The organism is Aeromonas intestinalis (assembly GCF_054052485.1).
The window spans coordinates 136,238-160,160 of record NZ_JBSTYK010000009.1; the positions used below are offsets into that span (position 1 = coordinate 136,238).

Genomic DNA, 23,923 nt, shown 5'->3' on the forward strand with positions numbered 1-23,923 from the left:
GCGGCGAAGTCTAGAGGAATCAACAAGGTTATCCAATGAGTAATAACATTTTATCCGGTAGTCGTGAGCGACATCTAACCCCCATACTGCTGGATCTCAACGCCCTCTATCATCCCCCCAAGCAGCCGCTCACCGCCCTTGGCATCGTCAGCGCCTTCATCCCGCTGTTCGGCTACGGCTGGCAGGCGATGACCCAGGATCCCGAGACGCACTTTCGCCACGAGCTCGGCAAGCGCATCAACAAGCACAAGACCGATGAGGCCAATCTCACCCTGACGCTGCAACTGGCGGGCATGCTGGACTGCCACTGCCTGCATATCAGCCTGCCTTATGTCCTGGGTGACGATCAGTTTGCCGCCTTGCAGCGCCGCCTGCCGCGCTGGCAGCTTCGTCTGAACGAGCAACTGCTGGTGGCCGAGCTGCCCCTGCCCGCGGACGAGCAACCGACGACGCCGGCCTGATCCCTGCTTACTCCACTCTGTCCCAGTAGTGGGGGGCGAGGTAGCGTTCCTGCACGAACTCGATGAAGCAGCGCACCTTGGCGGAGACGAAGCGGCGGTGAGGGTAGAGGGCATAGAGGCCTATCTGCCCCTTGTCCCACTCGGGCAGGAGTGACACCAGCTCCCCCGAGCGCAGCGCGTCCCCGACGATGAAGGTGGGCTGCCAGATGATCCCCATGTGATTGCAGGCGGCCCGGGTCAACACCACCCCGTTGTTGGCGCGAAGGGGCCCTTGCGGGCGCACGCTGGTCTGCACCCCATCCCGTTTGAACACCCAGTCCGGCTGGGTCAGGGTGTAGATGAGGCAGTCGTGCTGCTTGAGATCCTCGGGGGTCTTGGGGGTGCCGTGCTTGGCCAGATAGGCCGGGCTGGCACACACCTCCAGCTTCATCATGGCGAGCGGCTTGGCCACCAGGGAGGAGTCCGACAGGTTGCCGATGCGCAGCGCCAGATCGAACCCTTCTTCCACCAGTGCCACCCGCCGATCGCTGTACTCAATTTCCAGCTTCAGTTCGGGGAAGCGTTCATGGAAGAGCGGCAGGGTAGGGGAGAGGTGCAGGTAGCCAAAGTCCATGGGTACCGATAGCTTGAGGGTGCCCTGGGGCTGCTGGTTGTTGTGGGTGAGCTGGCTGTGGGTCTCTTCCAGCTCCGCCAGCAGGGCCAGCGAGCGCTGGTAGTAGAACTGGCCCGCTTCGGTCGGGTTGACCTGGCGGGTGGTGCGGGACAGCAGCCGGGTGGAGAGTGACTCCTCGAGCTGCTGCATCAGTTTGGAGGTCATGGCCACCGAGATGCCGAGCTGGTGGGCGGCCTTGGTAAAACTCTGACACTCCACCACCTTGATGAAGGTGCGCATGGCGGCTATCTGATCCATATTCCACTCTCGGTTGATAATTATTTTAATAAATCGGTGATTATCCATTCCTGTTCGGAGGTTAGCATGTCGGGTATCAATGTGAACCCCTAATTGAAGGAACGACTGGAATGAAAATGACCAAGGCCCTGCTGGCTTCCTGCCTGTTTATGACAGCTCCCCTGATGGCGGCCGATTACGATGTGGATGCGGCGCACACCACTGTCCAGTTCAAGGTGGGCCATCTGGGCTTCTCCGATCTGGTTGGCCGTTTCAACACCTTCAGCGGCACCTTCAGCATGGACGAGGCCAATCCGGCTGCGGCCAAGGCGAGCTTCGAGATCGATGCCGCCAGCGTGGACTCCAACCATGAAGCCCGTGACAAGCACCTGCGCAGCCCGGACTTCCTGGACGTGAAGCAGTACCCCAAGATGACCTTCGTCAGCTCCGGCTATGAAGGCACCAAGGACAAGGGCGTGCTCAAGGGCACCCTGACCCTGCACGGGGTCAGCAAAGAGGTGGCCTTCGATCTGGTCCATGTCGGTGAAGGCAAAGACCCTTGGGGCGGCTACCGCAGCGGCTTCAACGCCACCACCACCATCAAGCGCAGCGACTTTGGCGTGAACTACATGCTGCCCGGCATTCCTGACGAGATGGGCATCAACCTGTTCGTCGAAGGCGTGCGCAAGTAATGGGCGCAGCACTCCTGTTGCAAACCCTGGCGGCTCCCTTGGGGGCCGCTTTGCTATCCTGGCGCTGGCCACGGCTCGGCTACTTCTGGGGTGCCCTGGCCATCTGGCTGGTGGGTTGTCTGCTGGGTGGCGCCTACGGCTTGCCGGTCAAGGCGTGGCAATGGCTGCCCCTGACCTTGCTGGTGCCCGCCATCGCGGCTGAGGTTGCGGACAAGCGGGTCGCCCTGCTGCTGTTTGCGGCCCTGGGAGCCCTGGTGTGGTGGCAAGGGCTGGCGACGGTGATCGCCAGCGAGCCGCGCATCTGGCTGGCGCTGTTGCCTGCCATCGCCTGGTTTGGCTGGACGCAGCTGCGTGCCGACAGCCAGGAGGGGCTCGGCTTTGCGCTCGGCTTCGTCTGGCTGGCGCTGGTCATCGGTATCGATGGCAGCCTGCTTATCGCCCAGCTTGCGGGAGCCCTGGCGGCCTTCGCCGGTTTTCGTGCCCTGCTTGGGGTCTTCGCCGGCCTGAACAACGCCCCGGCGGTGCTGGCTCTGGCGCTTGCCTTCGTGCAGATGCTGGCCTGGCAATACGTGGAAGTGCCGCTGGTGGCTCTGTTGCCGGTCTGGCTGCTGCCGCTGCTGGAGTGGGCCCTGCGCGGCAAGCCCTGGCCAGTCCGTTGGGGTCTGCTGATCCTGGTGGCGGGAGTTGGCGCTGGGTTGAGTCTGTGGTGGGTCTGGCCCGAGGCATCACTTTATTGATTTTCGCATGAAAAACAGGCTATTACCCCTTAATTTGCATGAGAGCTCATAGTCTGCATAGATAATGATTGAGCCCCATAGTGGTTTCGGATAAAAAGGATTTTCAATTATCTGGACACACACAGAACCCGGCCTGGCCGGGTTCTGTTTGCCTGCATGCTTGCGGCACACTAAGGAGGCCACAGTTGCGCAGTCAAGGATCTGAGCATCTGTTTTTTCGCCATTTCATCGAGCAGCCGCGCCTCGAGGATCTCTGTATCCTGCTGGTGACGCACCTCTTGCCCGATCGCCCCCATTTCATTCAGGTGCTGGACCGGGTCGGGCGGGTCGGTGCCATCTTGCCCAAACCCAAGTCAGTGCATGGAGCAACCCTGAACTGGGCTCAGCAACACTACCCCGTCTTGCCCCTCAATCGCCACTGGACCTCGGATCCTGGCGAGGTGATCACCCAGATAGCCCCCCTGGTGCAGCCCCATGAGCGGCTCGTCATCCTGGATATCGGCGGCTACTTCGCCAGAACCCAGTCCAGCCTGGCCGAGCACTTCGGCGATCGTTTCATCGGGGTGGTGGAAATGACCGAAAACGGCCATCAGCGCTACGAGCAGGAGCCCCTGGCCGCCCCCGTGGTGTCGGTGGCCCGCAGTCCCTTGAAGCAGGCGGAGGATATCCAGATCGGCCTGAGCGTGGTCTATTCCGCCGAATCCCTGGCCCGTACCTTGAGGCGCACCTTCAACGTCTGCCAGGCCGCGTTGTTCGGTTATGGCAAGGTGGGGCGCAGCATCGCCCGCGAGTTGCGTTGCCGCAACCTGCACCTGGAGCTGGTGGAGACCGATGCCCTGCGCCAGGTGGAGGCGCTCTCCCACGGCTTCAAGCTGGTGAACAAGGCCGAGGCCCTCAGCCGGGCCGAGCTGGTGATCTGCTCCACCGGCAATGGCTCGCTGGACATCGAGGATCTGCTGGCCCTGCGCCCCGGCGCCATGCTGGCCTCGGTCACCTCGGCGGACGACGAATTCGCCTTCTGCCTCTCCCGGCTCTCCTGGCCGAGTGCCGAGGTGTGCCCTCATGTGCTGGCCCTGACCCGTCCGGATGGCAGCACCATCTTCCTGCTCAACCGGGGGGAGGCGGTCAACTTTGTCCATGGCGCCGTGATCGGCGAATATGTCTATCTGGTGTTGGCGGAGATCATCGAAGGGGTGCATCAGCTGGCGCGCCAGATGCCGCCGCCCGGCCTGTTCGAGCTGCCCCAGAGCACCATGAACACCATCGCCTGCCACTGGTTGGCAGATTTTCACGGAGTGACCCAATGACAGAACCCTCAAGCCCCCTCCTCAAGCCCCGCATCGAGATCCGCTACTGCACCCTCTGCCGCTGGATGCTGCGGGCCGCCTGGCTGGCCCAGGAGCTGCTCTCCACCTTCGACAGCGACCTCGGCGAGGTGGCACTGGTACCGGCCAGCAAGGGGGAATTCAAGATCCTGGTCAATGGCGTGCAGGTGTGGGACAGGGTGGTGGACGAGGGTTTCCCCGAGGCCAAGGAGATCAAGCAGCGAGTGCGGGACATCATCGCCCCCGAACGCGACCTCGGCCATGCGGATCGCAAACCGGCTACCGAGTGAACGGCGGTAAAAGGGTAAACAAAAGGGAGGCCATGCCTCCCTTTTTTATGTTGGCAGTCACTTCGGCTGCAGGGTTTATGATTTGTAGTGTTCTCAACTGCTGCCCGACGCTTGTTCGATATAGCGTGCCCGCTTGTGGGCCTTGATGCGGCTCACATCCACCCACACCAGGCCGTCGATGCAGTGGTTGAAGGCCGGGTCGGTGCCAAAATCCATGAACTGGACGCCTCCCGGCTCGCACAGCTCCGAGTACTGCTTGTAGAGGGTGGGGATGGCGCAGCCCAGGTTGTCGAGGCTGGCCTTGAGCACCTTGAGATCGGCGCCGTAATCTTGTCCCTCGAACAGGGGCGGGGTGGCCGGGTAGGGGCGCCTTGAGGGGGCAAGGGCTCCATCGGGGGCGAAGTGCTGGCGGTAGAAGCTCACCAGCAGATCCTTGGCCTGGGGCGGCAGGCTGCCGGAGAGCGACACGGGCCCGAACAGATAACGGTAATGGGGATAGCGTGCCAGGTAGGCGCCGATGCCGAACCAGAGGTAATCGAGCCCCCGTTTGCCCCAGTACGCAGGCTGGATGAAGCTGCGACCGAGTTCGATGGCCTGCTCCAGCCGGGGCAACAACCTATCCTCGAAACCGAACAGGCTGTGGCTGTAGAGGCCGTGGAGGCCCTTGCGCGCCAGTTGCTCGGCCACCGGGATGAAGCGGTAGGCGCCGATTATCTCGAGGCGGGCCGGATCCCAGAGGATGAGGTGGTAGTAGTCATCGTCGAAGGCGTCGAGATCGCGTCGCCGCCCCGACCCTTCCCCCACCGCCCGAAAGGCGATCTCCCGCAGCCGCCCGAGCTCGCGCAGGATCACCGAGTGGCTCAGTTCATGACGCCGGTAGAGCCGGATCTGCTGGCCGTCCGGGGTCTGCCCCAGCGCCTCGCACCCGTCGATGGCCGCTTTCAGCAGGCGCCGCTCCTCCGGCAAGGCGATGGGGGCCTCGGTCAGCAGGCGGCCGGACTTGCCGCTGCCGATGCGGTAGAGGTGGCTGCGCACCAGGCGCGCCGCCGTCTTGGCGGGCAGCTCGCCGAGGCTGGTGGGGGGGATCCGCTCTCCGATGGTGAGGGGGATGCGTTGCCCTTGCTGGCGAAACAGCTGCTTGACCAGCAAGAGTCCCGCCAGGTCCTTGTTGAGCCAGGAGGTGAGATAAAAGCCCGCGCCGTTGCGTCCGCCGAGGTGGATGGGCACCAGGGGGGTCAGGGTTCGTCTGGCGAGCTTGATGAAGCCCCCCTGCCAGGGGCCGTCTTTCACCCCCCTTGGGCCGAGGCGGGAGACCTCCCCGGCGGGGAAGATGATGAGGGCCCCCTCACGGGCCAGGTGCTCCCCCATGGCCAGGATGGCCTGCCGGTCGGTCTTGCCGCCGAGGTTGTCCACCGGCAGCAGCAGGGGGCGCAGGGGAGGCAGCTCGGCCAGCAGCCGGTTGGCCACTATCTTCACGTCCGGCCGGATTCGGCCAATGAGTCGCAGCAGGGCCAGCCCGTCCAGGGAACCGATGGGGTGGTTTGCCACCAGGATGACCCGGCCGCTGGCGGGGATGTTCTCGAGCTCCGCCTCGCTCACCCGGTAGTCAAAATCGAGCTGCGCCAGGGCCTGCTCGATGAAGTCGAGCCCACGCAGGTGGGGATAGTGCTCGGCAAAGCGCTGGAAGGCCTGCTCGTGCAGCAACCAGCCGAGTCCTCGCCTCAGCAAGGGGCGAAAAAGAGGCTGGCTGGTGAGTTGGGGCAGGTGCTGTTGCAGCAGGGTATCGACGTTGAACATGGGGTGGCTCCGCTGATCCTTTGCCCCAGCGTGCGCCCCTTCTGTGCCTGCCTCGTGGCAGTGAGATGACAGTTTGATGGCAGGGCGACGGGCTCGCCCTGCGCGTCAGGCCGGCAGGATCAACCGCGCCAGGCGGCGGTGAGGCGGACCAGTTCCACCAGGGTGGTGACCGCTTTCTCCATGGATTGCAGCGGGATGAACTCGTGCTTGCCATGGAAGTTGTGACCCCCGGTGAAGAGGTTCGGGCAGGGCAGCCCCATGAAGGAGAGGCGGGCACCGTCGGTGCCGCCGCGAATGGGCTTGATCTTGGGTGCCACGTCGGCGGCCTCCATGGCGGCCTTGGCGAGCGCCACTATGTGCATGTGCGGCTCAATCTGGCTGCGCATGTTGCGATAGCTGTCGGTGATGGTGAGCTCGATGCGCGCCTTGGGGTTGTCCAGTTGCAAGGAGGCGACCCGCTCCTTGAGCTGTGCCTTGCGGGCGGCGAAGCTGTCGTCGTCAAAATCGCGAATGATGTAGTGCAGGCGGCTCTCTTCCACTGTGCCGCTCATCTGGGCCAGATGGAAGAAACCCTCGTAGCCTTCCGTGCATTCCGGGGTCTGGGCGGCGGGCATGTCGGCGTGGAAACGGGCGGCCAGGGTCTGGCTGTTGATCATGCCCCCCTTGGCGGTGCCCGGGTGCACGTTGTTGCCGATAAAACGCACCGTGGCGCTGGCGGCGTTGAAATTCTCGTATTCCAGCTCGCCGAGCTCTCCCCCATCCACTGTGTAGGCCCAGCGCGCCGGGAAGCGATCGAGCGGGAACAAGTCGGCCCCCCGGCCTATCTCCTCGTCCGGGGTGAAACCGAGCCAGAGATCGCCGCGGGGGATCTCGGGGTGATTCTGCAGGTGTTCGACGGCGGTGAGGATCTCGGCGATCCCCGCCTTGTCGTCGGCGCCGAGCAGGGTCGTGCCGTCCGTGGTGATGAGATCCTGGCCGAGGTAGTTCTTCAGGAAGCGATATTGGTGGATGGCCAGCACCTCGTCCCCCTTGCCGAGGCAGATATCTCCCCCCTGATAGTTCTCGACGATCTGGGGCACCACGAACTCGGCCTCGTAGTCGGCGGTGTCCATGTGGGCAATCAGTCCGATCGCCGGCGCTGCTGGCTGGTTGCCCGGCAGGCAGGCGGTGAGATAGCCGTTGTCATCCAGGATCACCTGACTCAAGCCGAGCTGCTGCAGCTCTTCTTGCAGGGCGCGGGCGAAGATACGCTGCCCCTCGCTGCTTGGGCAGACGGGATTGGTCGCATCGGAGCGGGTATGGAAAGTCAGATAGCGGAGAAAACGCTCAAGCAGGGTATCCATTGGCAGGCCTCAGACTGATGATGAGGGGACATTGTGGCCAAAGCTGCCCCGCCACTTTTTGCGTCAGCGCAGTTTTTGGCGTATTTGTCGAACGGGATACCGAAATCTCCCCATAGAGGGTAGAGCGCGGGCAAACACTCAGGTTTGCATAAAAATTCCGATTTAAAAACTGAATAAGCAGCCTCGGCATGGCCGGATATGACCGCATCCCAGCACTGGCAAGGCATCGGGAAAAACGGACAAATCACAGGTTATTTTCAGGGCCGACGGGGAAGGGGGTCATGATGCGCTATCCCAGAGCCCGCTTGGTTGACAGCGAGATCAGGCGATGCGGATCAAACGGATTTTTTTAGGCGATTTTTTATTGTCACCGGTCGCGGTAAATGTGTACACTCCGCGCCGATCCGAGGGTAACCCTGCGCAGGCGTGGCCGCCAGCACCCGGAGGATCACGCGCCTATAGGGCGAGGCACGCAGAAACGACAGACACTGCTAGGGCATGGTTTCTTTAATACCGGTTAGGCTCCGGTATCAGGGAGAACAACGGACTCTCATCATTTCGCCGACCGAGTGGGCCACTGGCTCATCATCTTCCCTTGTCATGGGCGGTCGTCGGTGTTGAGCTGGCTGTGGTGGTTGTCGTCTAACAACACGGTTGCGTGCAGATGCCTTCCCTCTCTTCCTGGACACCTCCCTCGTCGTCGTGACGGCTGCCGAATGATGAACAAGCGGCGTGGCTGATGCCCCTTGTCATCAAAGTACCGCGGTATCGCGCTAGCGTGACACCGTATACCGTTGAGCTTGATGTAAAGCCACCAGCCCCACATCAAGACTCGTTACTTCCCCAAGATCCACCAGGCAGCCCTGGCTTGCCGCGATGTGCAGATGGTCTGGATGTGATGGCAGGACCCCTTTGGTCAAGATGGCGAAGATCGCCATTGACGGCGGGCGCCCTGACCGGTTCCAGCAGGCAGCTTAGGTTTGCCGCGATTTGCAATAGATGGTCTGGATGTGATTGAGGGTAACGAAGGCGGCCACCGGCCGCTCATTTGCGAGGCATAGCCCATGACTAACTGGTCCAGCAAGGACTCCTTGAAGGTCTACAACGTTCCCTACTGGGGAGCGGGTTTTTTCAATATCAATGACGCCGGTCATGTGACCGTCTCTCCCGACAAGTCTCGTCCCGAGGCGCAGATCGTGCTGTCCGATGCCATCGAACAGCTGCGCCAGTCCGGGCTGACCACCCCGGTACTGCTGCGCTTCCCCGACATCCTCAAGAGCCGGGTCGATGCGCTGTTCAACGCCTTCGGTCAGGCCATCGAGAAGTCCGCCTATGAAGGGGACTACCTGTGCGTTTACCCCATCAAGGTGAACCAGCAGCGCCGCGTCATCGAGACCATCAGTCAGTCCTACAGCGACAAGCCGAGGCTTGGGCTGGAAGCGGGCTCCAAGCCGGAGCTGTTGGCCGTGCTGTCCCATCACCATGAGCAAGGCTCGGTGATCGTCTGCAACGGCTACAAGGACCGTGAATACATCCGCCACGCCCTTCTGGGCAACCTGATGGGCCACAAGGTCTACATCGTGGTGGAAAAACCCTCCGAGCTGGAAATGGTGCTGGATGAGTCAGCTCGTCTCAACATCAAGCCCAACATCGGGGTGCGCGCCAAGCTGGCTTCCACCGGCTCCGGCATGTGGGAATCGAGCGGCGGCTCCATGTCCAAGTTCGGTCTCTCCGCCTCCCAGATCCTGGCGCTGGTTGAGCGTCTGCGCGGCCTTGGCAAGCTGGACTGCCTGCAACTGCTGCATTTCCATCTGGGTTCCCAGATCGCCAACATCCGCGACATTCAGGGCGGTATCCGCGAGTGTGGCCGTTTCTACGCCGAACTGCGTCGCCTGGGCGTGCCCATCGACGTGGTCGATGTGGGCGGTGGCCTGGGGGTGGACTACGAGGGCACCCGCTCCCAGAGTCACTGCTCCGCGAACTACAGCCTGTCCGAGTACGCCAACAACGTGGTCTGGGGCATCGGCGATGTGTGCCGTGAGTTCGACCTGCCGCACCCGACCATCATCAGCGAGTCCGGCCGCGCCCTGACCGCTCACCACGCCGTGCTGGTCACCGATATCATCGGGGCCGAAGGGGTGGAGGTGAACGACATCAGCGAACCGGGCGACGACGCCCCCACCATTCTGCAGAACATGTGGAAGGGATGGCTGGATCTGCGCACCGAGGATCCCTCCCTGCTCGAGATCTACCACGACTCCGTGGCTGACCTTGGGGACGTGAACGCCCAGTACACCATGGGTCTTCTGAACCTCGAACAGCGTGCCTGGGCCGAGATGCTGCACCAGAACACCTGTCTGGCGCTCAAAGAGCTGCTCAACCCGGTCAACCGCAACCACCGCGCCCTGGCGGACGAGCTGAACGAGAAGCTGGCGGACAAGTGCTTCGCGAACTTCTCCCTGTTCCAGTCCCTGCCCGATGCCTGGGGCATTGGTCAGGTGTTCCCGGTGATGCCCCTTGCCGGCCTCGAGCGTCCGCTCAGCCGTCGCGGCATCCTGATGGACATCACCTGTGACTCCGACGGTCAGGTGGAGCACTACGTCGATGGCCTCGGTGTCGAGAAGACGCTGCCGATGCCGGAGTACGGCGCCAACGAAGTGTGCCACGTCGGCTTCTTCCTGGTGGGGGCCTATCAGGAGATCCTCGGCGATCTGCACAACCTGTTTGGCGATACCCACTGCGCGGAAGTGTGGCTGGACGAAGAGGGCAAGATGGACATCCGCAACGTGGTGCGCGGCGACACCGTCGACCAGCTGCTGCGTTACGTCAACATCGACCCCTCCGTCATCCGTGAGAACTACCAGCGGATCGCCTCCCACCCGGCGCTGGACGATGCGACCCGCAAGGCCCTGCTCGACGAGCTGGAGCTGGGTTTGCAAGGCTACGCCTATCTGGAAGAGGAATAAGCATCGCGCTTGTTCACCCGGGCAGTACAAGACGGGAATAAAAAACGGCGCCTTCGGGCGCCGTTGTTGTATTGGTCCGATACCTGAAATTCCGAGCCTCAGCGGGGCTGCTTGCGCCCGAAGAGAGACTTGGCCAGCACCAGCAGGAGATGGAAAAAGGCATAGATACCGTTGGCGTGGGCATACTCCTGTGCCACATAAGTGAAGCCGGATCGGTACTTCTCGATGGCCTCGGCCGGGGTATTGGCGTAGATGAAGTCATCCTCCACCTCGAATCCCTGGGCCAGCAGGGCATGCTTTTCCTGGATGAAGGTGGGGGAGTCCGCGTCCAGATAGGTGTAGGTCTGCCGTTGGGATGCCGGCAGGGTCAGGAACTGATACTTGGCCATGTTGCCTCGCCTGAGATTGAGACGTAGAAGAGTGATGCAGGTTGGACCTGGTGCCGTGAGCCGCCTGCAGCAACACAGCGTGGGACTCACTGCGAGGAGTCTATCCCGTCAGAGGGTTGCTCCCATCTCCCCATATGAGTGGCCACGCGCCGCGCTCCTGCCACGGTTTTTCGTAACATCGTCCCCCCGGGCTGATATCTGGTATCCTGCCTTCTTTCTATCTCGTTGAGCCCATTGGAGAAATTATGTCTCGCATCATCTATCTGCTGCGCCACGGCCAGACCCGCTACAACGCCGAGCAACGTTTGCAGGGGCGCTGCAACTCGGATCTGACCGTCAAGGGAGAGGCCCAGGCCATCGCCATGGGGGATCGCCTGCGCGAGATTCTGGATGAGCCTGAGCAATGGACGCTCTACGCCAGCCCCCTTGGCCGTGCCCGTCAGACGGCAGAATTCGTCTGCCAGCAGTTGGGGCTGGACAGCGAGCGCATCGTCTGGGACGAGCGGCTGGTGGAGCTCGGCATGGGGGAGTGGGAGAGTTGCCGGGTGCCGGATCTGCTTGAAGATCACCCCACACTGGATATCAGCCAGCCGGACTGGTATCTGCAGGCCCCGGCGGGGGAGAGTGCCGGGAGCATTCAACACCGGGCCCAGAGCTGGTTGATGGACTCAGCCATCGCCGAGCGTGCCATCGTGGTCTCCCACGGCCTGCTCGGCGCCATGCTGCGCGGTGCTTACGCCGATCTCGACTACGCCACCACCTGGTCACAAGAGCTGCCCCAGGATGCATTCTTCAAGCTAAGCGGTGGCCGCATCGAGCGGATCCCGTGCTAAGGCGACGCGCGCTTGCTCATCAATAGGGCAGGGGCCTCTCCCCCAACATGGGCGCTTGCCGGGTCATGCCCGGCAGGAGCGGGACCCACCCGGTTTGGCTGGCTTATCGAAATAGGTGCAGGGCGGCATATTGCAGCAGCATGATGGTCTTGCCATCCCGGATCTTCCCCGTCTCTATCATGGCGAGCGCCGCATCGATATCCACTTCCAGCACGGCGATGTCTTCCCCCTCCGCCTCGTTGCCACCTCCCCGGGAGATCTGATCGCTCTCCCTGTACTCTCCCACGAAGAAGTGCAGCCGCTCTGTCACCGAGCCCGGACTCATAAAGGCATCGAAGATCTGGCGTACCTCCCGTACACGGATGCCGGTCTCCTCTTCGGCCTCGGCACGAATCCGGGTCTCGGGATCGGCCGCATCGAGCAGTCCGGCGGGCGCTTCAATGAGCAAGTCGTCGTGACCATTGACGAAGGCGGGGTAGCGGAACTGGCTGATGAGGATGACGGTGCGCCGCTTGGGCTCATAGAGCAGTATGGTCGCCCCGTTCCCCCTGTCGTAGGTCTCACGGGATTGGCGCTGCCAGCGGCCGTCACTTCGCAGGAAGGAGAAGGTGGTCTTCTTGAGCAGATACCAGTCGTCGGAGAGCACATCGACACTCTCCACCCGCACACGCGTTGCAACACTCATGGATCGTCCTTTATCGGCCAGGGGCCAGCCCAGTGCTGGCCATGGCTACAGTTTTTCATGTAATATCGTGCATTATCAATTGATTTCGTTCATACCGAGGAAAGCATGCTGACATCAGAGCGCAAGGCATTGATCTTGAATGTATTGAAGCGTGATGGACGCGTCATTGCCAAGGCGCTCAGCCAGCAGTTTGATGTCTCTGACGACACCATACGGCGGGATTTGCGGGAACTTGCCGGTGAAGGACTGTTGCTGCGCGTTCATGGGGGGGCCATGCCCGCCTCCTCTGCCATCGTCGATTTCGGGGCCCGTGAACAGCTGGGGTCCGCCGTCAAGGCGAGGCTGGGGAAGGTGGGGGCCGGGCTGGTCCAGCCCGGTCAGATTGTGTTTATCGACGGGGGGACGACCAATGTGCAGTTGGCGCAACAGCTGCCCCATTCATTGAACGCCACCATAGTGACCCATAGCCCCAGCATCGCGGTGGCGCTGGCTCACCATCCCCACATCGAGGTGGAGCTGATTGGCGGGCGTCTGTTCAAACACTCCCTGGTGGCCGTGGGCGCCCTGAGCGCGGCGGCCATCTCGGAGGTGCGCGCAGATCTGTGTTTCATGGGGGCGACCGGCATCCATCCACAGCTTGGGATCACCACGGGGGACAGGGAAGAGGCGACTATCAAGCGTTTGATGGCCGAGCAGTCGGCGGAGGTCATCATGCTGGCCGGGCACGAGAAGCTGGGGGCCGTGTCACCCTATCGGATCATGGCGCTTGCCAATTTGGGGACCCTGATCACCGAGGGGACGCTCGGGGCAGAGCCCCGGGGCTGGCTCGATGAGGCGGGCGTGACCCTGATGGAGGCCTGAGCAGGGCGTATCAAGTGCCCTGCTCACCCCATGACAGCGATGCCACTGCGGCGTTTGTCCGGTTGCCGTTAATGGGCGGCAACTGGGCTGGGGGCCTGGCGCAGGGGAAGGCAGTGGGCCAGCAACTGCTTGGTTGGCATGGGCTTGCCGAGCAGATAGCCTTGCAGGGTATCGCAGCCGAGGTCAGTCAACAGGGCGCGCTGGCGCTCCGTCTCTACCCCTTCTGCCACGATGCGCATCCCCAGCGCCTGGCCCAGGGCGATGATGGCGCTGATGATGGTGGCATCTTCACTGGTCTGCTCCAGGGTGGCGACGAAGCCCTTGTCTATCTTGAGCTCGCAGGCCGGGAAGCGCTTGAGGTAGAGCAGACTGGAGTAGCCGGTGCCGAAGTCATCGATGGAGATACCAATGCCCAGCTGAGCCAGACGGTTGAGGATGACAAGGCTCTCCTCGGCATTCTCCATGGCGGTGGACTCGGTGATCTCCAACGTCAGGTGGCGAGCCTCCAGTCGATGGCGGTGCAGGCAGGCCTCTACCTCCTCCAGCAGGCCAGGGCTGGCGAGCTGAATGGTGGAGAGATTGACCGCCACGCTCCAGTCATGATGGCCCGCATCGCGCCATTGGCTCATCTGGCGGCAGGCTTCGTCGAGCACCCAGTTGCCGATGGCGATGATGAGCCGACTCTTCTCCGCCAGCGGCAGGAAGCTGGCGGGGGAGATGGGGCCATGATGGGGATGGTGCCAGCGCAGCAGCGCCTCGGCCCCGATCACCTTGCCCTCGCGCGCGTCATATTTGGGCTGGTAGAGCAGGGAGAACTCCCCTCGCGCCAGCGCATGGCACAGCTCCTGTTGCAGTAAAAACTGCTGGTGGGCGTTGGCGTTCATGGCGCTGTCGAAGTAGTAGTAGTCGTTGCGCCCCCGCTTCTTGGCATGGTACATGGCGGCGTCGGCGTTGAGGGTCAGCTCATGCAGGCTGGTGCCATCCTGGGGATAGACGGCGATGCCGATGCTGGCGGTGACGCGCAGGCTGTGATGCTCCCACGCATAGGGTTCGGCCAGGCTCGCCAATAACCGCTCGGCAAACTCGGTGCTCTGCGCCAGATCCCCCGGTGCCAGGGTCAGCACAAACTCATCACCGCCGAAGCGGGAGGCGTTATCGTTGGCGCCGAGCAAGGCTTTTATCCGCTGCGCGACCTGCGCCAGTAGTTGATCCCCGATGTGGTGACCATGGGCATCGTTGATGATCTTGAAGCCATCCAGATCGAGAAACAGCAGTGCAAAACTGCGCTGGCTGTGGCGGCACTCCTGAATGCGCTGCTCCAGCCGATCGGCAAACAGCAGGCGGTTGGGGAGCTGGGTCAGACTGTCGTGCAGTGCCAGCTTGAGCAACTCGTCGTGGGCCTGGTGCAGGGAGGCCGAGAGCCGCGCCGCGTGGGCATCCAGCATGGAGAGCACCAGGGCGATGGCAAACACTGCCAGAGTGACGATGATGACCACGGTGGCCAGCCACTGGGTGTTGAGCCCGGTGTAAAGGGCGCCGCACAGGCTGTGCTCTGGAAACTCGGCGGCCGCCATGCCGGTGTAGTGCATGCCGATGATGGCGGATCCCATCACCAGCGAGGCCAGGGCCTTGCGAAAGAAGGCGCGCTGATGGCTGTCGCGCAGGCGGAAGGCTATCCAGAGCGCGGCGCCAGAGGCGAGCACGGCGATGAGGATGGAGAGGATGACGAGGCCCGAGTGGTAATGGATACCGGGCATGATCTTCATGGCTGCCATGCCGATGTAGTGCATGCTGGCGATGCCCGCCCCCATCAAGAGGGCACCGATGGCGATGTGGCGCCAGGGCAACTGGGGCCTGCTCACCAGCCAGAGCGCAAAGGCCGACGAGACGATGGCGGCCACCAAAGAGAGCCCCGTCAGCGTCAGATCGTAACCCAGGGCGATGGGCAGCTCGAAGGCGAGCATGCCGATGAAATGCATGGACCAGATACCGAGCCCCATGGCGAAGGCACCACCGGCCAGCCAGAGCACGGCGGCGCGCCCCTTGCTTTGGCTCACTCGACTCGTCATGTTCAAGGCGGTGTAAGAGGCGAGCACGGCCACCAGAATGGAGAAGAAGACCAGATCCTGGCTGTAAGAGCTGTCGAGCATGGTGTGGGTCGCGGTCACGTTCACTCACTCTGGGATACATCAGGGCCTGAGCCTAGGCCGGGCCTGGGAAATCGAGTGGCAGATTGTATATCAGGCGTCCCTCTTGTGGGCCAGAGATATGTACCAAAAAGGCCCCGGTTCAGAGCGAAAAACTTGCCTTTGCCCTACATTGGTAGCCATCTTGTGCCTAGTGAACCAGCAAGGCACAATTATCTCCTTCCAAAACCGCAGGATTGCGGATCTGATATGGCGTGTAGGAGCAGTGGTAGAGGTGTTGGTGAACTCCCGCATTGTTGTCGCCCTCACGATAGCTGCAGCATATGAGGGGATAGGCCTCGCCATGGACTCCCGTCTGGCCGACTTCCTGACTGATTCCGTGAGTTGGACGCGCTATGTCAGCCCCTCAGCCGGGCACAGCAGACGGCGGAGCGGGTATGCCAGCAGTTTGGATTGGGTAAGAAACGCATCATCTGGGACGGACGGTTGGTGGACCTGGCCATTGTCGAGAGTACCATCGTAGTTTCCTTAAACTTCTTTGGCGCCATGTTGCGCGGCTCTCGGCTACACCACCACGAAAACGACTCGCCCTTGGTGGGTCCTGCTGCGATTGGTCGTTCAGCCAACCGCCAATTTGGCGGCATCTTTCCACATAAAGGGCGGCATCGGGGTTATTAGACGCCATTTAATGTTCATCGGCTGGCTACCGCTATGAGTGACATACTCCACCTCACCAAAATTCACAAAGCCAAGAGTGCGGCCGAATTCATCTTTGCTCTGCTCACGAACGAACAAAAACAAGCGCTTACCTTCTGCTCTGTGCTGAATGTAACTCAGGCCCTTACCCCGCTCAGGGCGGGCGCTGTTTTGGCTCTGCCAATGGAACAGCGACTCGTTGATGGCGTAGTCGTGATAGCGGGTGGTGGGGGAGAAGTGCTGCTCTGTTTTATTCAGGGTTACGAACAGCAATTCGATATTTTGCTCTGCAATGACATATACCCCTTCGCGAGCAGTCGGTTGTTGCGCGAAGGTAGTCGCGCCAAAGCCAACCAGCACCTGCTCTCTGGCATATCGAGCATGCAGTCGCAGTGGAGTGCCGGGAAGATCAGGCATGGTCTGTTGTTCGTGCTGCACCCGGTTGATCAGCATGGGCAACAGATCTGCCAGCTCGGCCCTTAACGCTGGCTGATTGAGTTGTTTCAGGCTGTGTGCCAAGGAGCTAAAGCCTGCATTGGGGCCGCTCTGTTGCCAGAAGTCGTAATGGCACATCAAGGCCATACGCCCATCGTGCTCTGCCGTTAAGGTAAAGGCGTCTGCCACCAAGGTTTGTAAGAATTTCAAGTAATGGAGTGCATCGCAGCCCAATAGCCGGGTTTTGATGGCCCGGGTGTAGAGGGTAGAAAACCTCTCATCGCTCATTTCTGAAATGGTGTGGTTGTGGGCCTGCTTGACCAAGGAGCTCCAATTGCCGCGCTTGTAGATCTCTTCAAGGTTGATATGAGGGTAAAACTTCAAAAAGTTCGCCAGCGTCAGCGGTAAATCACAATCCTGTGTGAAACGGCGGATCAGGCCCATGAGTCGCGAGGTATTGAGGGTCGCCTTCTTGATATTGTTCAGAATTAACTCTTGGGTTTGCTTTGAGAGCTCGATGCGGCAACCCAAGGGGGCGTGAGGGAAGCCCTGCTTGATTTCGTGGCTGATCGCCTTATTGGTTTTGCCCACCAGTGCCCGGAATTTATGGGCAAAATCATACTCCGCACGAGCATTGCCAACAAAATCCAATACGGTGCAGCACTCTTTATCGCTCGCCAGCCGCAAGCCCCGTCCTAATTGTTGCAAGAAGATGGTGAGGCTTTCCGTTGGTCGTAAAAACAGTAAGGTATCGACTTCCGGGATATCGACACCTTCATTGAAAATGTCCACCACGCAAAGAATATTGATAACCCCGGTACGCAAATTTTGTTGTTTGCTATGTCGTTCGTCTCGGTTATCGCTAGTGAGGATGTCAGCCTTGATGCCTTTCAGTAAAAATGCTGTGCGCATAAAATCGGCATGTTCACGGCTCACACAAAATGCCAGCGCTTTGATCCTAGTAATATCGGTGACGATCTCATCGAGGCTCTGGATTATTTTCTGCACCCGCTGCTGATTGTGGGCGTAGATATTTGTGAGCTCACTAATGTCATAACGACCATTTTTCCAAGTGACTTGGCGTAAATCAGTATCATCGTCGATACCAAAATATTGAAATGGGCAGAGATGGCGACGATTGATGGCCTCTGGCAAACGGATTTCAGCTGCGATCACACCAGAAAAGTCCGCGAGAATATCACCGCCATCATGGCGCTCTGGCGTAGCGGTCAATCCCAACAGAATGTGAGGTTTAAAGGCGGCGAGCAAACCACGATAACTGGCCGCCGCAATATGGTGAACCTCATCGATAACGATGTAATCGAAATAGTCTGGGCTAAGACGCAAACTCGCCAGCTGGTTTTTCAAGGATTGCACCGAGGCAAACAGTTGATGGTAGTGGGTTGGCACGGTCCCCCCGACCATGAGTTCCCCAAAATGAGACTGCTTGAGCACACCGCGGTAAGAGGCTAATGCTTGGCGTAAGATCTCCTCTTTGTGGGCGACAAACAGAAACTTGGCGTCGGGCTTGGTTTTCAGAAAACGCGCAAAATCAAAGGCGGAGATCAGGGTTTTTCCCGTACCAGTGGCCGCCACCACCAAGTTACGAAAGCGCTGGTGCAAAGAGCGCTCCATCGCCAATTGCTCAAGGATCTCCTGCTGATGGGGAAACGGTGTGATATCAAAGAAATAGGCAGGACTATTGTTGTCACCATCACCACGGGCCTCTTGTAGCGCATGCTGTAATTTTGTGCGGCTTTCGAGCTTGCCATCAAACAGCTCAAAATCATCGGACTCCCAATAGGTTTCAAAGGTACTCAGGGATTTCTCGATAATATGAGGTATCTCTTGCGAAGTAATTTTAAGGTTCCACTCCAAACCGCTGGTGAGGGCCGAATGGGATAAGTTGGATGAACCTATATAGCCGGTATGAAAGCCCGTATTTCGGCAAAAAAGATAGCTCTTGGCATGCAGCCGTTCACGTTGGGTGTTATAGCTGAGTTTCACTTCGGTATTGGGCAAGCTGGCTAAAAATTCAACCGCTTTAGCGTCAGTTGCCCCCATATAAGAGGTGGTGATGACCTTTAATGGGCGGCCGCTGCGAGTGAATTCTTCCAGCTCATGGCGAAAAATACGAATGCCTGCCCATTTGATAAATGAGACCAGCCAGCAGATGCTATCTGCCGATAATATTTCACGCTTAAGTTCTGACTCCATCGACAAGCCCGCATTGCTGCCGCAGAACAGCTCACTTTGCGTTAGACCTGTCAGAGGAAAAATATCTTCGACATATTGCTTTAAATTGGCGGAGATGGGGTTATCCAACTGGTAGAGCGCAGTTAGAATTTTTCCCTGGCTGTCGATGAGGTTCTCGCCAATAAAATCTGGGTCTTGTGTGCGATCTTTTAGCCAAAGCAATAACTGGTTAGCCAGTTCAATCTGCCGTTGTAGCTGATCCTCTCCAGTAACGGAACCCACTGCATACTCCAAAACCCGGCTCAGAAATCGTGATAACCAGACTGCCGCTTCGGCAGATTCAAGCTGGCGTTCCCCTACGTAAAAGTGCTCACGGTCGAGTCGAGATGTCAGCAGTTGAGTAATGAGTTGTTCATAAATACCACATTGTTGCATCGCACACTGGCCTTGAACTTTGTACATGAGGGGGTGAGAAGAGTATCATTTTTTCCAACCAAATCAGTAATCTGTTGTTGCATGATTCTCGTTTGAGAATCTACCCGATTTTTCGTGATACAGTTCGGCAGTGGCAACCACAAGGAGGTGGTTATGGATCCGGTTTCTTATCTTTTCTCGGCTTATCTCAATCTGGTGCAGCAGCAGGTGACGGATATTTATGGCACAGAGCTAAAAACGCTGGTAGTGCCTTATGAGGGAGAGCAGATCCCCTTCTCTTTCCAACTCTGGCAGATCAAACAGAACAGCGTTTGCCGCCCCTACGAGCAAGATGTGCGGCGCTTCAGTCAGTGCACGGTTAAGGCGCGGGCATTGTTTGGCAAATTGTGCGATGACCTGACACGACAAGACGATAGCAACTGGCAGCTTCCTAAGTACCGCACCATGTACTGTTCGGCGGCTGTCAACTACCGCCCCGTGATTGCGGAAATCACCGACGCTAAGCAAGACCCGGTAACGCTTGCGGAGCGAGCCTGTAATCAGGCCATTCTGGCTGCCATGGGCAGTGAAGACGAAACCCTGCTGGCCCAGCGAGACAAATCATGTGCCGCAGTACGCTGAGGCAATTTTCGAGTGAAAATGAATGGTTAGAAACCTCGCTGTGCCCCATACCACAACTTCCGTTGGGACAGGCGTTTGATGAGGCAGCAATCATCATCACAAGGAGGTGTCATGATCAGCCATATTGACCATCTGGTGTTGACGGTGAGCGACATAGATCGTTCGGTCGCGTTTTACAGTTCAGTGCTGGAAATGGAGGCAGTCACCTTCGGGGCCGGGCGGCGGGCGCTGCGCTTTGGCAATCAGAAGATCAATCTGCAACTGCTGGGTGAGGAGCCGCGCAACCGGGCCCAGGTGGGGGCGGGGGATATCTGCCTTATCACCCATTGGACGCTTGCGCAGGTGATGCATCAGCTCGAAAATCACGGAATCGAGATAGTGGAGGGGCCCGTGACCAAGAGCGGTGCCTGCGGGCCCATCGAATCCGTCTATTTTCTGGATCCGGATCAGCATCTTATCGAGATAAGTCGTTATCTATAAGACGAGTTATGCTGCGTTGTTGGTATTTTTAATATTAAATGCTGTTAATGTTTATAAATTCAGAGTCTTTGACTGCCTTGGCCCTGAGTGGAGGAAATGTCGACCGCAGATTCAGTCTGTCGAGGCCGGCCTTGGTCGGCGCCTCGCCCTGATCACCCCGGCAATGCCGATGCAGGCGCCCGCCAGCAGCAACAGATAGCCCAAGGGGAGCAAGGCGAAAGGCTCATGCAAGCATCCCGCTTCATCCAGGCTGGATCCCATCAGGCTGAATGCCATAAAGCTGGCGACCCCCAGCCCCATCAGAAAAACACCGAATTTGACCATACTATTGCCCTCGCTGCTGCTTAAAGAGCGGGCACTCTGTCACGGCCGGGTGAAGGGAGTGTGAAGCGAGATGCGAAAGGCGAAAGGCGAAAGGCGAAAGGCGAAAGGCGAAAGGCGCAGACATCACGCTGTTGAAAACGCATGTGAAAAGGGCAGCCATGGCTGCCCTTCGTGATCGGTTCGGCGGGTTGCTCCCCGCTATCGCGCCGGGATCAGCAGACCCCTTGCGCCAGCATGGCGTCGGCGACCTTGACGAAACCGGCGATGTTGGCGCCGCTCTCGTAGTTCACATGGTGATCCCCATCCTGGCCGTAGCGCACACAGGTGGTGTGGATGCTGTTCATGATCCCCTTGAGGCGAGCGTCCACCTCCTCCCGGGTCCAGGAGAGGCGCTGGGCGTTCTGGCTCATCTCGAGGCCAGAGGTGGCCACCCCGCCGGCGTTGGCGGCCTTGCCCGGAGCGAACAGGACTTTGGCGGCATGGAACGCCTGGATGGCGGCGGCGCTGGAGGGCATGTTGGCCCCCTCGGCTACCAGCTGCACGCCGCTCGCGATCAGGGCTGCGGCGTCCGATTCATCCAATTCGTTTTGGGTGGCGCAGGGCAGGGCGACCTGGGTCGGCAGGTGCCAGGGGGTACGGCCGGTGAAGAACTCGAGCCCGAGCTCATGGGCATAATCCGCCACCCGCTTGCGCTGCTCGTTCTTGAGTTCCATCAATCGGGCCAGCTTCTCGGGGGTGAAGCCGTCCGGATCGTAGACGGTGCCGCCGGAGTCGGAGGCGGTCACGACCTTGGCGCCGAGGGCCATCGCCTTCTCGATGGCGTATTGCGCCACGTTGCCCGAACCCGACACCGATACCGTCATGCCCGCCAGCGACTGGCCGCGGTGGGCCAGCATGGCCTCCACGAAGTAGAGCAGGCCGTAGCCGGTGGCTTCCGGGCGAATGAGGCTGCCGCCAAAGGAGAGCCCCTTGCCGGTAAAGACACACTCGGCGCTGTTGGTGAGCTTCTTCATCATGCCCGCCATGTAGCTCACCTCGCGCCCGCCGACGCCGATGTCACCGGCCGGCACGTCGGTGTTGGCCCCCAGGTGGCGATAGAGCTCCAGCATCAGCGCCTGGCAGAAGCGCATCACTTCCCCCTCGCTCTTGCCCTTGGGATCGAAATCGCAGCCCCCCTTGCCGCCCCCCATGGGCAAGGTGGTGAGGGCGTTCTTGAAGGTCTGCTCGAAGGCGAGGAATTTCAGTACGGAGAGATCCACCGAGGGGTGGAAGCGCATGCCGCCCTTGAAGGGGCCGATGGCGGAGCTGTGCTGGATGCGATAGCCGCGGTTCACCTGCACCTGGCCTTGGTCATCGACCCAGCTCACCCGAAACTGCACCAGCCGCTCCGGCTCCACCAGGCGCTCCAGCAAACCGTGTTGCAGGTAGCGGGGGTGGCGTTCGATAAAGGGCCAGATGGAGGCGACCACCTCGCTCACCGCCTGGATGAACTCAGGTTGATGGGGGTTGCGCTTGGCCACCTGGGCCAGAAAGTCGGCCTGGGAGAGGGAATGACTCATCTATAACTCCTGTCGTGAATGATGCAATTGGCGTCTTGCCAGAGACGATCATGCCCCGCAGCCAACTCTGCGTTCGATGGCGGGAATGAGCGGTGATCGCAGGGATTGCGATCCTCGCCGAATGGGGCAGTGCTCATGGCGTCTCCCCTTGGCTTCGGCAAGATAATTCGTGCGGACGAAAATCTTTTTATGCATTTTAGATTAATAAATAGCAAGCGATTCCTGTCGGCTTTTCGCGGCGTCGTCAGGGTGGCAAGCGGGGAACAAAGAAGAGCCCCTTGGCCGCCATGGGATACAACAAAAGGTTAACAATGCGTTAAAAGTGAATGAGTAACATGGCGGGCATCGAGGGGGCCGAGTTCGCCAGGCCGGGATCTGTCTCTGGGCGCCATGAGCCAGATGCAAGTATCCGGCGAACGACGGCGGGCAATATGCTACTGTAGCGGCGTTTTTTTGATGATTGTGCAGGCTTTGACCTTTTTGAAGATGCTTTTTGCAGATGGAATGGTATGCAGACTAACTCGATGATGACCTGGCTGACCCAGCCGACAAGCTCCCTCAACCCCATGATCTGGCAGGTGACCCATGCTGGCCGATGAATCCATGCGCCTGAACAAATACATCAGCGAGAGCGGTATCTGCTCGCGCCGCGAGGCGGATCGCTTCATCGAGCAGGGCAACGTCTTCATCAACGGCAAACGCGCCGGCATAGGGGATCAGGTGTTTGCCGGGGATCTGGTCAAGGTCAACGGTCAGGTGATCGAGGCGCGGGAAGCGGACAGCCTGGTGTTCATCGTGCTGAACAAGCCGGTGGGCATCGTTTCCACCACGGAGGCGGGGGAGAAGGACAACATCGTCGACTTCGTCAACCACAGCACCCGCATCTTCCCCATCGGCCGGCTCGACAAGGATTCCCAGGGGCTCATCTTCCTCACCAACCACGGGGATCTGGTGAACAAGATCCTGCGGGCGGGCAACGATCACGAGAAAGAGTACCTGGTGACCGTCGACAAGCCGGTGACCGATGAATTCATCCGCGGCATGGGGGCCGGGGTGCCGATCCTCGGCGCCGTCACCAAGAAGTGCAAGGTGAAGAAGGAAGCCCCCTTCGTGTTTCGCATCACCCTGGTGCAGGGGCTGAACCGCCAGATCCGCCGCATGTGCGAACACTTCGGCTTCGAGGTGACCAAGCTCGAGCGCATCCGCATCATGAACGTCAGCCTCAAGGGGTTGCCGGTGGGGGAGTGGCGCGATCTGACCGACGACGAGCTGATCGAGCTGTTCAAGCTCATCGAAGACTCCTCCTCCGAGGTGAAACCCGCCAAGGGGGCGGCGCCTGCCAGCAAGCCGGTGGCCAAAGCTGCAAGCGGCGCGGCTGGCAAGACGGCGCAGGGCAAGAAGCCCCGCCGGAGCGACGATCACGAGATTGGCGGGCGTCCCAATGTGCCGGGACCCGAGGCGTTCGAGAGCAAAGGCCCCGCCAAGGGCGCGGCTGGCAAAGGCGGTGCTGGCAAACAGGCCGGGGGTAAGGGCGCACCGGCCAAGGGTGGCAAACCCGCCACGGCGGGCAAACCGCGCACGAACCAGGGTGGACGGCAGAAGAAGGGGCGCTAAGAACCGGTTCATGAGCTTGCTGCGAGACCGTGATCAAGGCTCATGTGCTGCTAGGAATCCTCATTTATGTCTATAAACTCCGGTTCCTGCGCTGCTCTGCACCTTGCTGACAGCCTCTCGTGACAGCTCGTGAACAGGTTCTAGGCGC

At 60.1% G+C, this 23,923-nt stretch carries 20 protein-coding genes; 11 read left to right on the forward strand and 9 right to left on the reverse strand.

Annotated elements, in window-relative coordinates; genetic code table 11:
• Nucleotides 1–35: 35 nt before the first annotated feature.
• Complete coding sequence (locus ACW5W7_RS13355) at nt 36–461, forward strand: hypothetical protein (RefSeq protein ID WP_349921659.1); 426 nt, start codon at nt 36–38, stop codon at nt 459–461.
• 7 nt (nt 462–468) lie between these two features.
• Here the strand turns inward: ACW5W7_RS13355 and ACW5W7_RS13360 are convergent, their stop codons facing one another.
• Entirely contained in the window at nt 469–1,371 is a 903-nt protein-coding gene (locus ACW5W7_RS13360; RefSeq protein WP_456502030.1) for a LysR family transcriptional regulator, read from the reverse strand.
• 110 nt (nt 1,372–1,481) lie between these two features.
• Here ACW5W7_RS13360 and ACW5W7_RS13365 point away from each other — a divergent pair, with 110 nt between their 5' ends.
• From ACW5W7_RS13365 to ACW5W7_RS13380, 4 genes are all read left to right on the forward strand, one after another.
• Nucleotides 1,482–2,042: a YceI family protein gene (locus ACW5W7_RS13365; RefSeq protein WP_349921661.1), complete on the forward strand. Its 561-nt coding sequence runs from the start codon at nt 1,482–1,484 to the stop codon at nt 2,040–2,042.
• On the forward strand, nt 2,042–2,779 hold the full coding sequence (locus ACW5W7_RS13370; protein ID WP_456502031.1) for a hypothetical protein: 738 nt from the start codon (nt 2,042–2,044) through the stop codon (nt 2,777–2,779). The genes ACW5W7_RS13365 and ACW5W7_RS13370 overlap by 1 nt, the downstream gene beginning before the upstream one ends.
• A 185-nt stretch (nt 2,780–2,964) precedes the next feature.
• Entirely contained in the window at nt 2,965–4,086 is a 1,122-nt protein-coding gene (locus ACW5W7_RS13375; protein ID WP_349921663.1) for an adenosylhomocysteinase, read from the forward strand.
• On the forward strand, nt 4,083–4,394 hold the full coding sequence (locus ACW5W7_RS13380) for a SelT/SelW/SelH family protein (RefSeq protein ID WP_349921664.1): 312 nt from the start codon (nt 4,083–4,085) through the stop codon (nt 4,392–4,394). The genes ACW5W7_RS13375 and ACW5W7_RS13380 overlap by 4 nt, the downstream gene beginning before the upstream one ends.
• Before the next feature lie 93 nt (nt 4,395–4,487).
• Here ACW5W7_RS13380 and ACW5W7_RS13385 read toward each other — a convergent pair whose 3' ends face one another.
• Both ACW5W7_RS13385 and pepT read right to left on the reverse strand, forming a co-directional pair.
• Nucleotides 4,488–6,191 (reverse strand): GNAT family N-acyltransferase, encoded by a 1,704-nt coding sequence (locus ACW5W7_RS13385; protein WP_456502032.1) that lies wholly within the window; start codon nt 6,189–6,191, stop codon nt 4,488–4,490.
• Between the two features lie 119 nt (nt 6,192–6,310).
• Complete coding sequence (pepT, locus tag ACW5W7_RS13390; RefSeq protein ID WP_456502033.1) at nt 6,311–7,534, reverse strand: peptidase T; 1,224 nt, start codon at nt 7,532–7,534, stop codon at nt 6,311–6,313.
• A gap of 1,064 nt (nt 7,535–8,598) precedes the next feature.
• On the opposite strand from pepT, the gene speA reads away from it, so the two are divergent.
• Nucleotides 8,599–10,500 (forward strand): biosynthetic arginine decarboxylase, encoded by a 1,902-nt coding sequence (speA, locus tag ACW5W7_RS13395; protein ID WP_349921667.1) that lies wholly within the window; start codon nt 8,599–8,601, stop codon nt 10,498–10,500.
• Nucleotides 10,501–10,598: 98 nt separating this feature from the next.
• Here speA and ACW5W7_RS13400 read toward each other — a convergent pair whose 3' ends face one another.
• The gene (locus ACW5W7_RS13400) at nt 10,599–10,889 is read right to left on the reverse strand and encodes a hypothetical protein (protein WP_434666946.1); all 291 of its coding nucleotides are present in this window, start codon (nt 10,887–10,889) and stop codon (nt 10,599–10,601) included.
• A gap of 245 nt (nt 10,890–11,134) precedes the next feature.
• Between ACW5W7_RS13400 and ACW5W7_RS13405 the strand changes: the two genes are divergently transcribed.
• The gene (locus ACW5W7_RS13405) at nt 11,135–11,722 is read left to right on the forward strand and encodes a histidine phosphatase family protein (RefSeq protein ID WP_456502034.1); all 588 of its coding nucleotides are present in this window, start codon (nt 11,135–11,137) and stop codon (nt 11,720–11,722) included.
• A gap of 103 nt (nt 11,723–11,825) precedes the next feature.
• Here the strand turns inward: ACW5W7_RS13405 and ACW5W7_RS13410 are convergent, their stop codons facing one another.
• Nucleotides 11,826–12,407, reverse strand: coding sequence for an NUDIX domain-containing protein (locus ACW5W7_RS13410; protein WP_456502035.1), 582 nt, complete (start codon nt 12,405–12,407; stop codon nt 11,826–11,828).
• 105 nt (nt 12,408–12,512) lie between these two features.
• Here ACW5W7_RS13410 and ACW5W7_RS13415 point away from each other — a divergent pair, with 105 nt between their 5' ends.
• Complete coding sequence (locus tag ACW5W7_RS13415) at nt 12,513–13,268, forward strand: DeoR/GlpR family DNA-binding transcription regulator (protein WP_349921671.1); 756 nt, start codon at nt 12,513–12,515, stop codon at nt 13,266–13,268.
• A gap of 68 nt (nt 13,269–13,336) precedes the next feature.
• Here the strand turns inward: ACW5W7_RS13415 and ACW5W7_RS13420 are convergent, their stop codons facing one another.
• Together ACW5W7_RS13420 and ACW5W7_RS13425 are read right to left on the reverse strand one after the other, a co-directional pair.
• On the reverse strand, nt 13,337–15,436 hold the full coding sequence (locus tag ACW5W7_RS13420) for a putative bifunctional diguanylate cyclase/phosphodiesterase (RefSeq protein ID WP_456502036.1): 2,100 nt from the start codon (nt 15,434–15,436) through the stop codon (nt 13,337–13,339).
• A 597-nt stretch (nt 15,437–16,033) separates the two neighbouring features.
• On the reverse strand, nt 16,034–19,177 hold the full coding sequence (locus ACW5W7_RS13425; protein ID WP_456502037.1) for a DUF3427 domain-containing protein: 3,144 nt from the start codon (nt 19,175–19,177) through the stop codon (nt 16,034–16,036).
• A gap of 153 nt (nt 19,178–19,330) precedes the next feature.
• On the opposite strand from ACW5W7_RS13425, the gene ACW5W7_RS13430 reads away from it, so the two are divergent.
• Together ACW5W7_RS13430 and ACW5W7_RS13435 are read left to right on the forward strand one after the other, a co-directional pair.
• Nucleotides 19,331–19,798 (forward strand): hypothetical protein, encoded by a 468-nt coding sequence (locus tag ACW5W7_RS13430; protein ID WP_456502038.1) that lies wholly within the window; start codon nt 19,331–19,333, stop codon nt 19,796–19,798.
• A 111-nt stretch (nt 19,799–19,909) separates the two neighbouring features.
• A complete protein-coding gene (locus tag ACW5W7_RS13435; RefSeq protein WP_434666976.1) occupies nt 19,910–20,278 on the forward strand; it encodes a VOC family protein in 369 nt (122 codons plus the stop codon).
• Nucleotides 20,279–20,389: 111 nt separating this feature from the next.
• On the opposite strand, the gene ACW5W7_RS13440 is transcribed toward ACW5W7_RS13435, so the two are convergent.
• On the reverse strand, nt 20,390–20,602 hold the full coding sequence (locus ACW5W7_RS13440; RefSeq protein WP_349921678.1) for a DUF3955 domain-containing protein: 213 nt from the start codon (nt 20,600–20,602) through the stop codon (nt 20,390–20,392).
• Between the two features lie 212 nt (nt 20,603–20,814).
• Entirely contained in the window at nt 20,815–22,161 is a 1,347-nt protein-coding gene (gene gdhA, locus ACW5W7_RS13445; RefSeq protein ID WP_456502039.1) for an NADP-specific glutamate dehydrogenase, read from the reverse strand.
• A 585-nt stretch (nt 22,162–22,746) separates the two neighbouring features.
• Between gdhA and rluF the strand changes: the two genes are divergently transcribed.
• Nucleotides 22,747–23,775: a 23S rRNA pseudouridine(2604) synthase RluF gene (gene rluF, locus ACW5W7_RS13450; protein WP_456502040.1), complete on the forward strand. Its 1,029-nt coding sequence runs from the start codon at nt 22,747–22,749 to the stop codon at nt 23,773–23,775.
• The last annotated feature ends 148 nt before the right edge of the window (nt 23,776–23,923 follow it).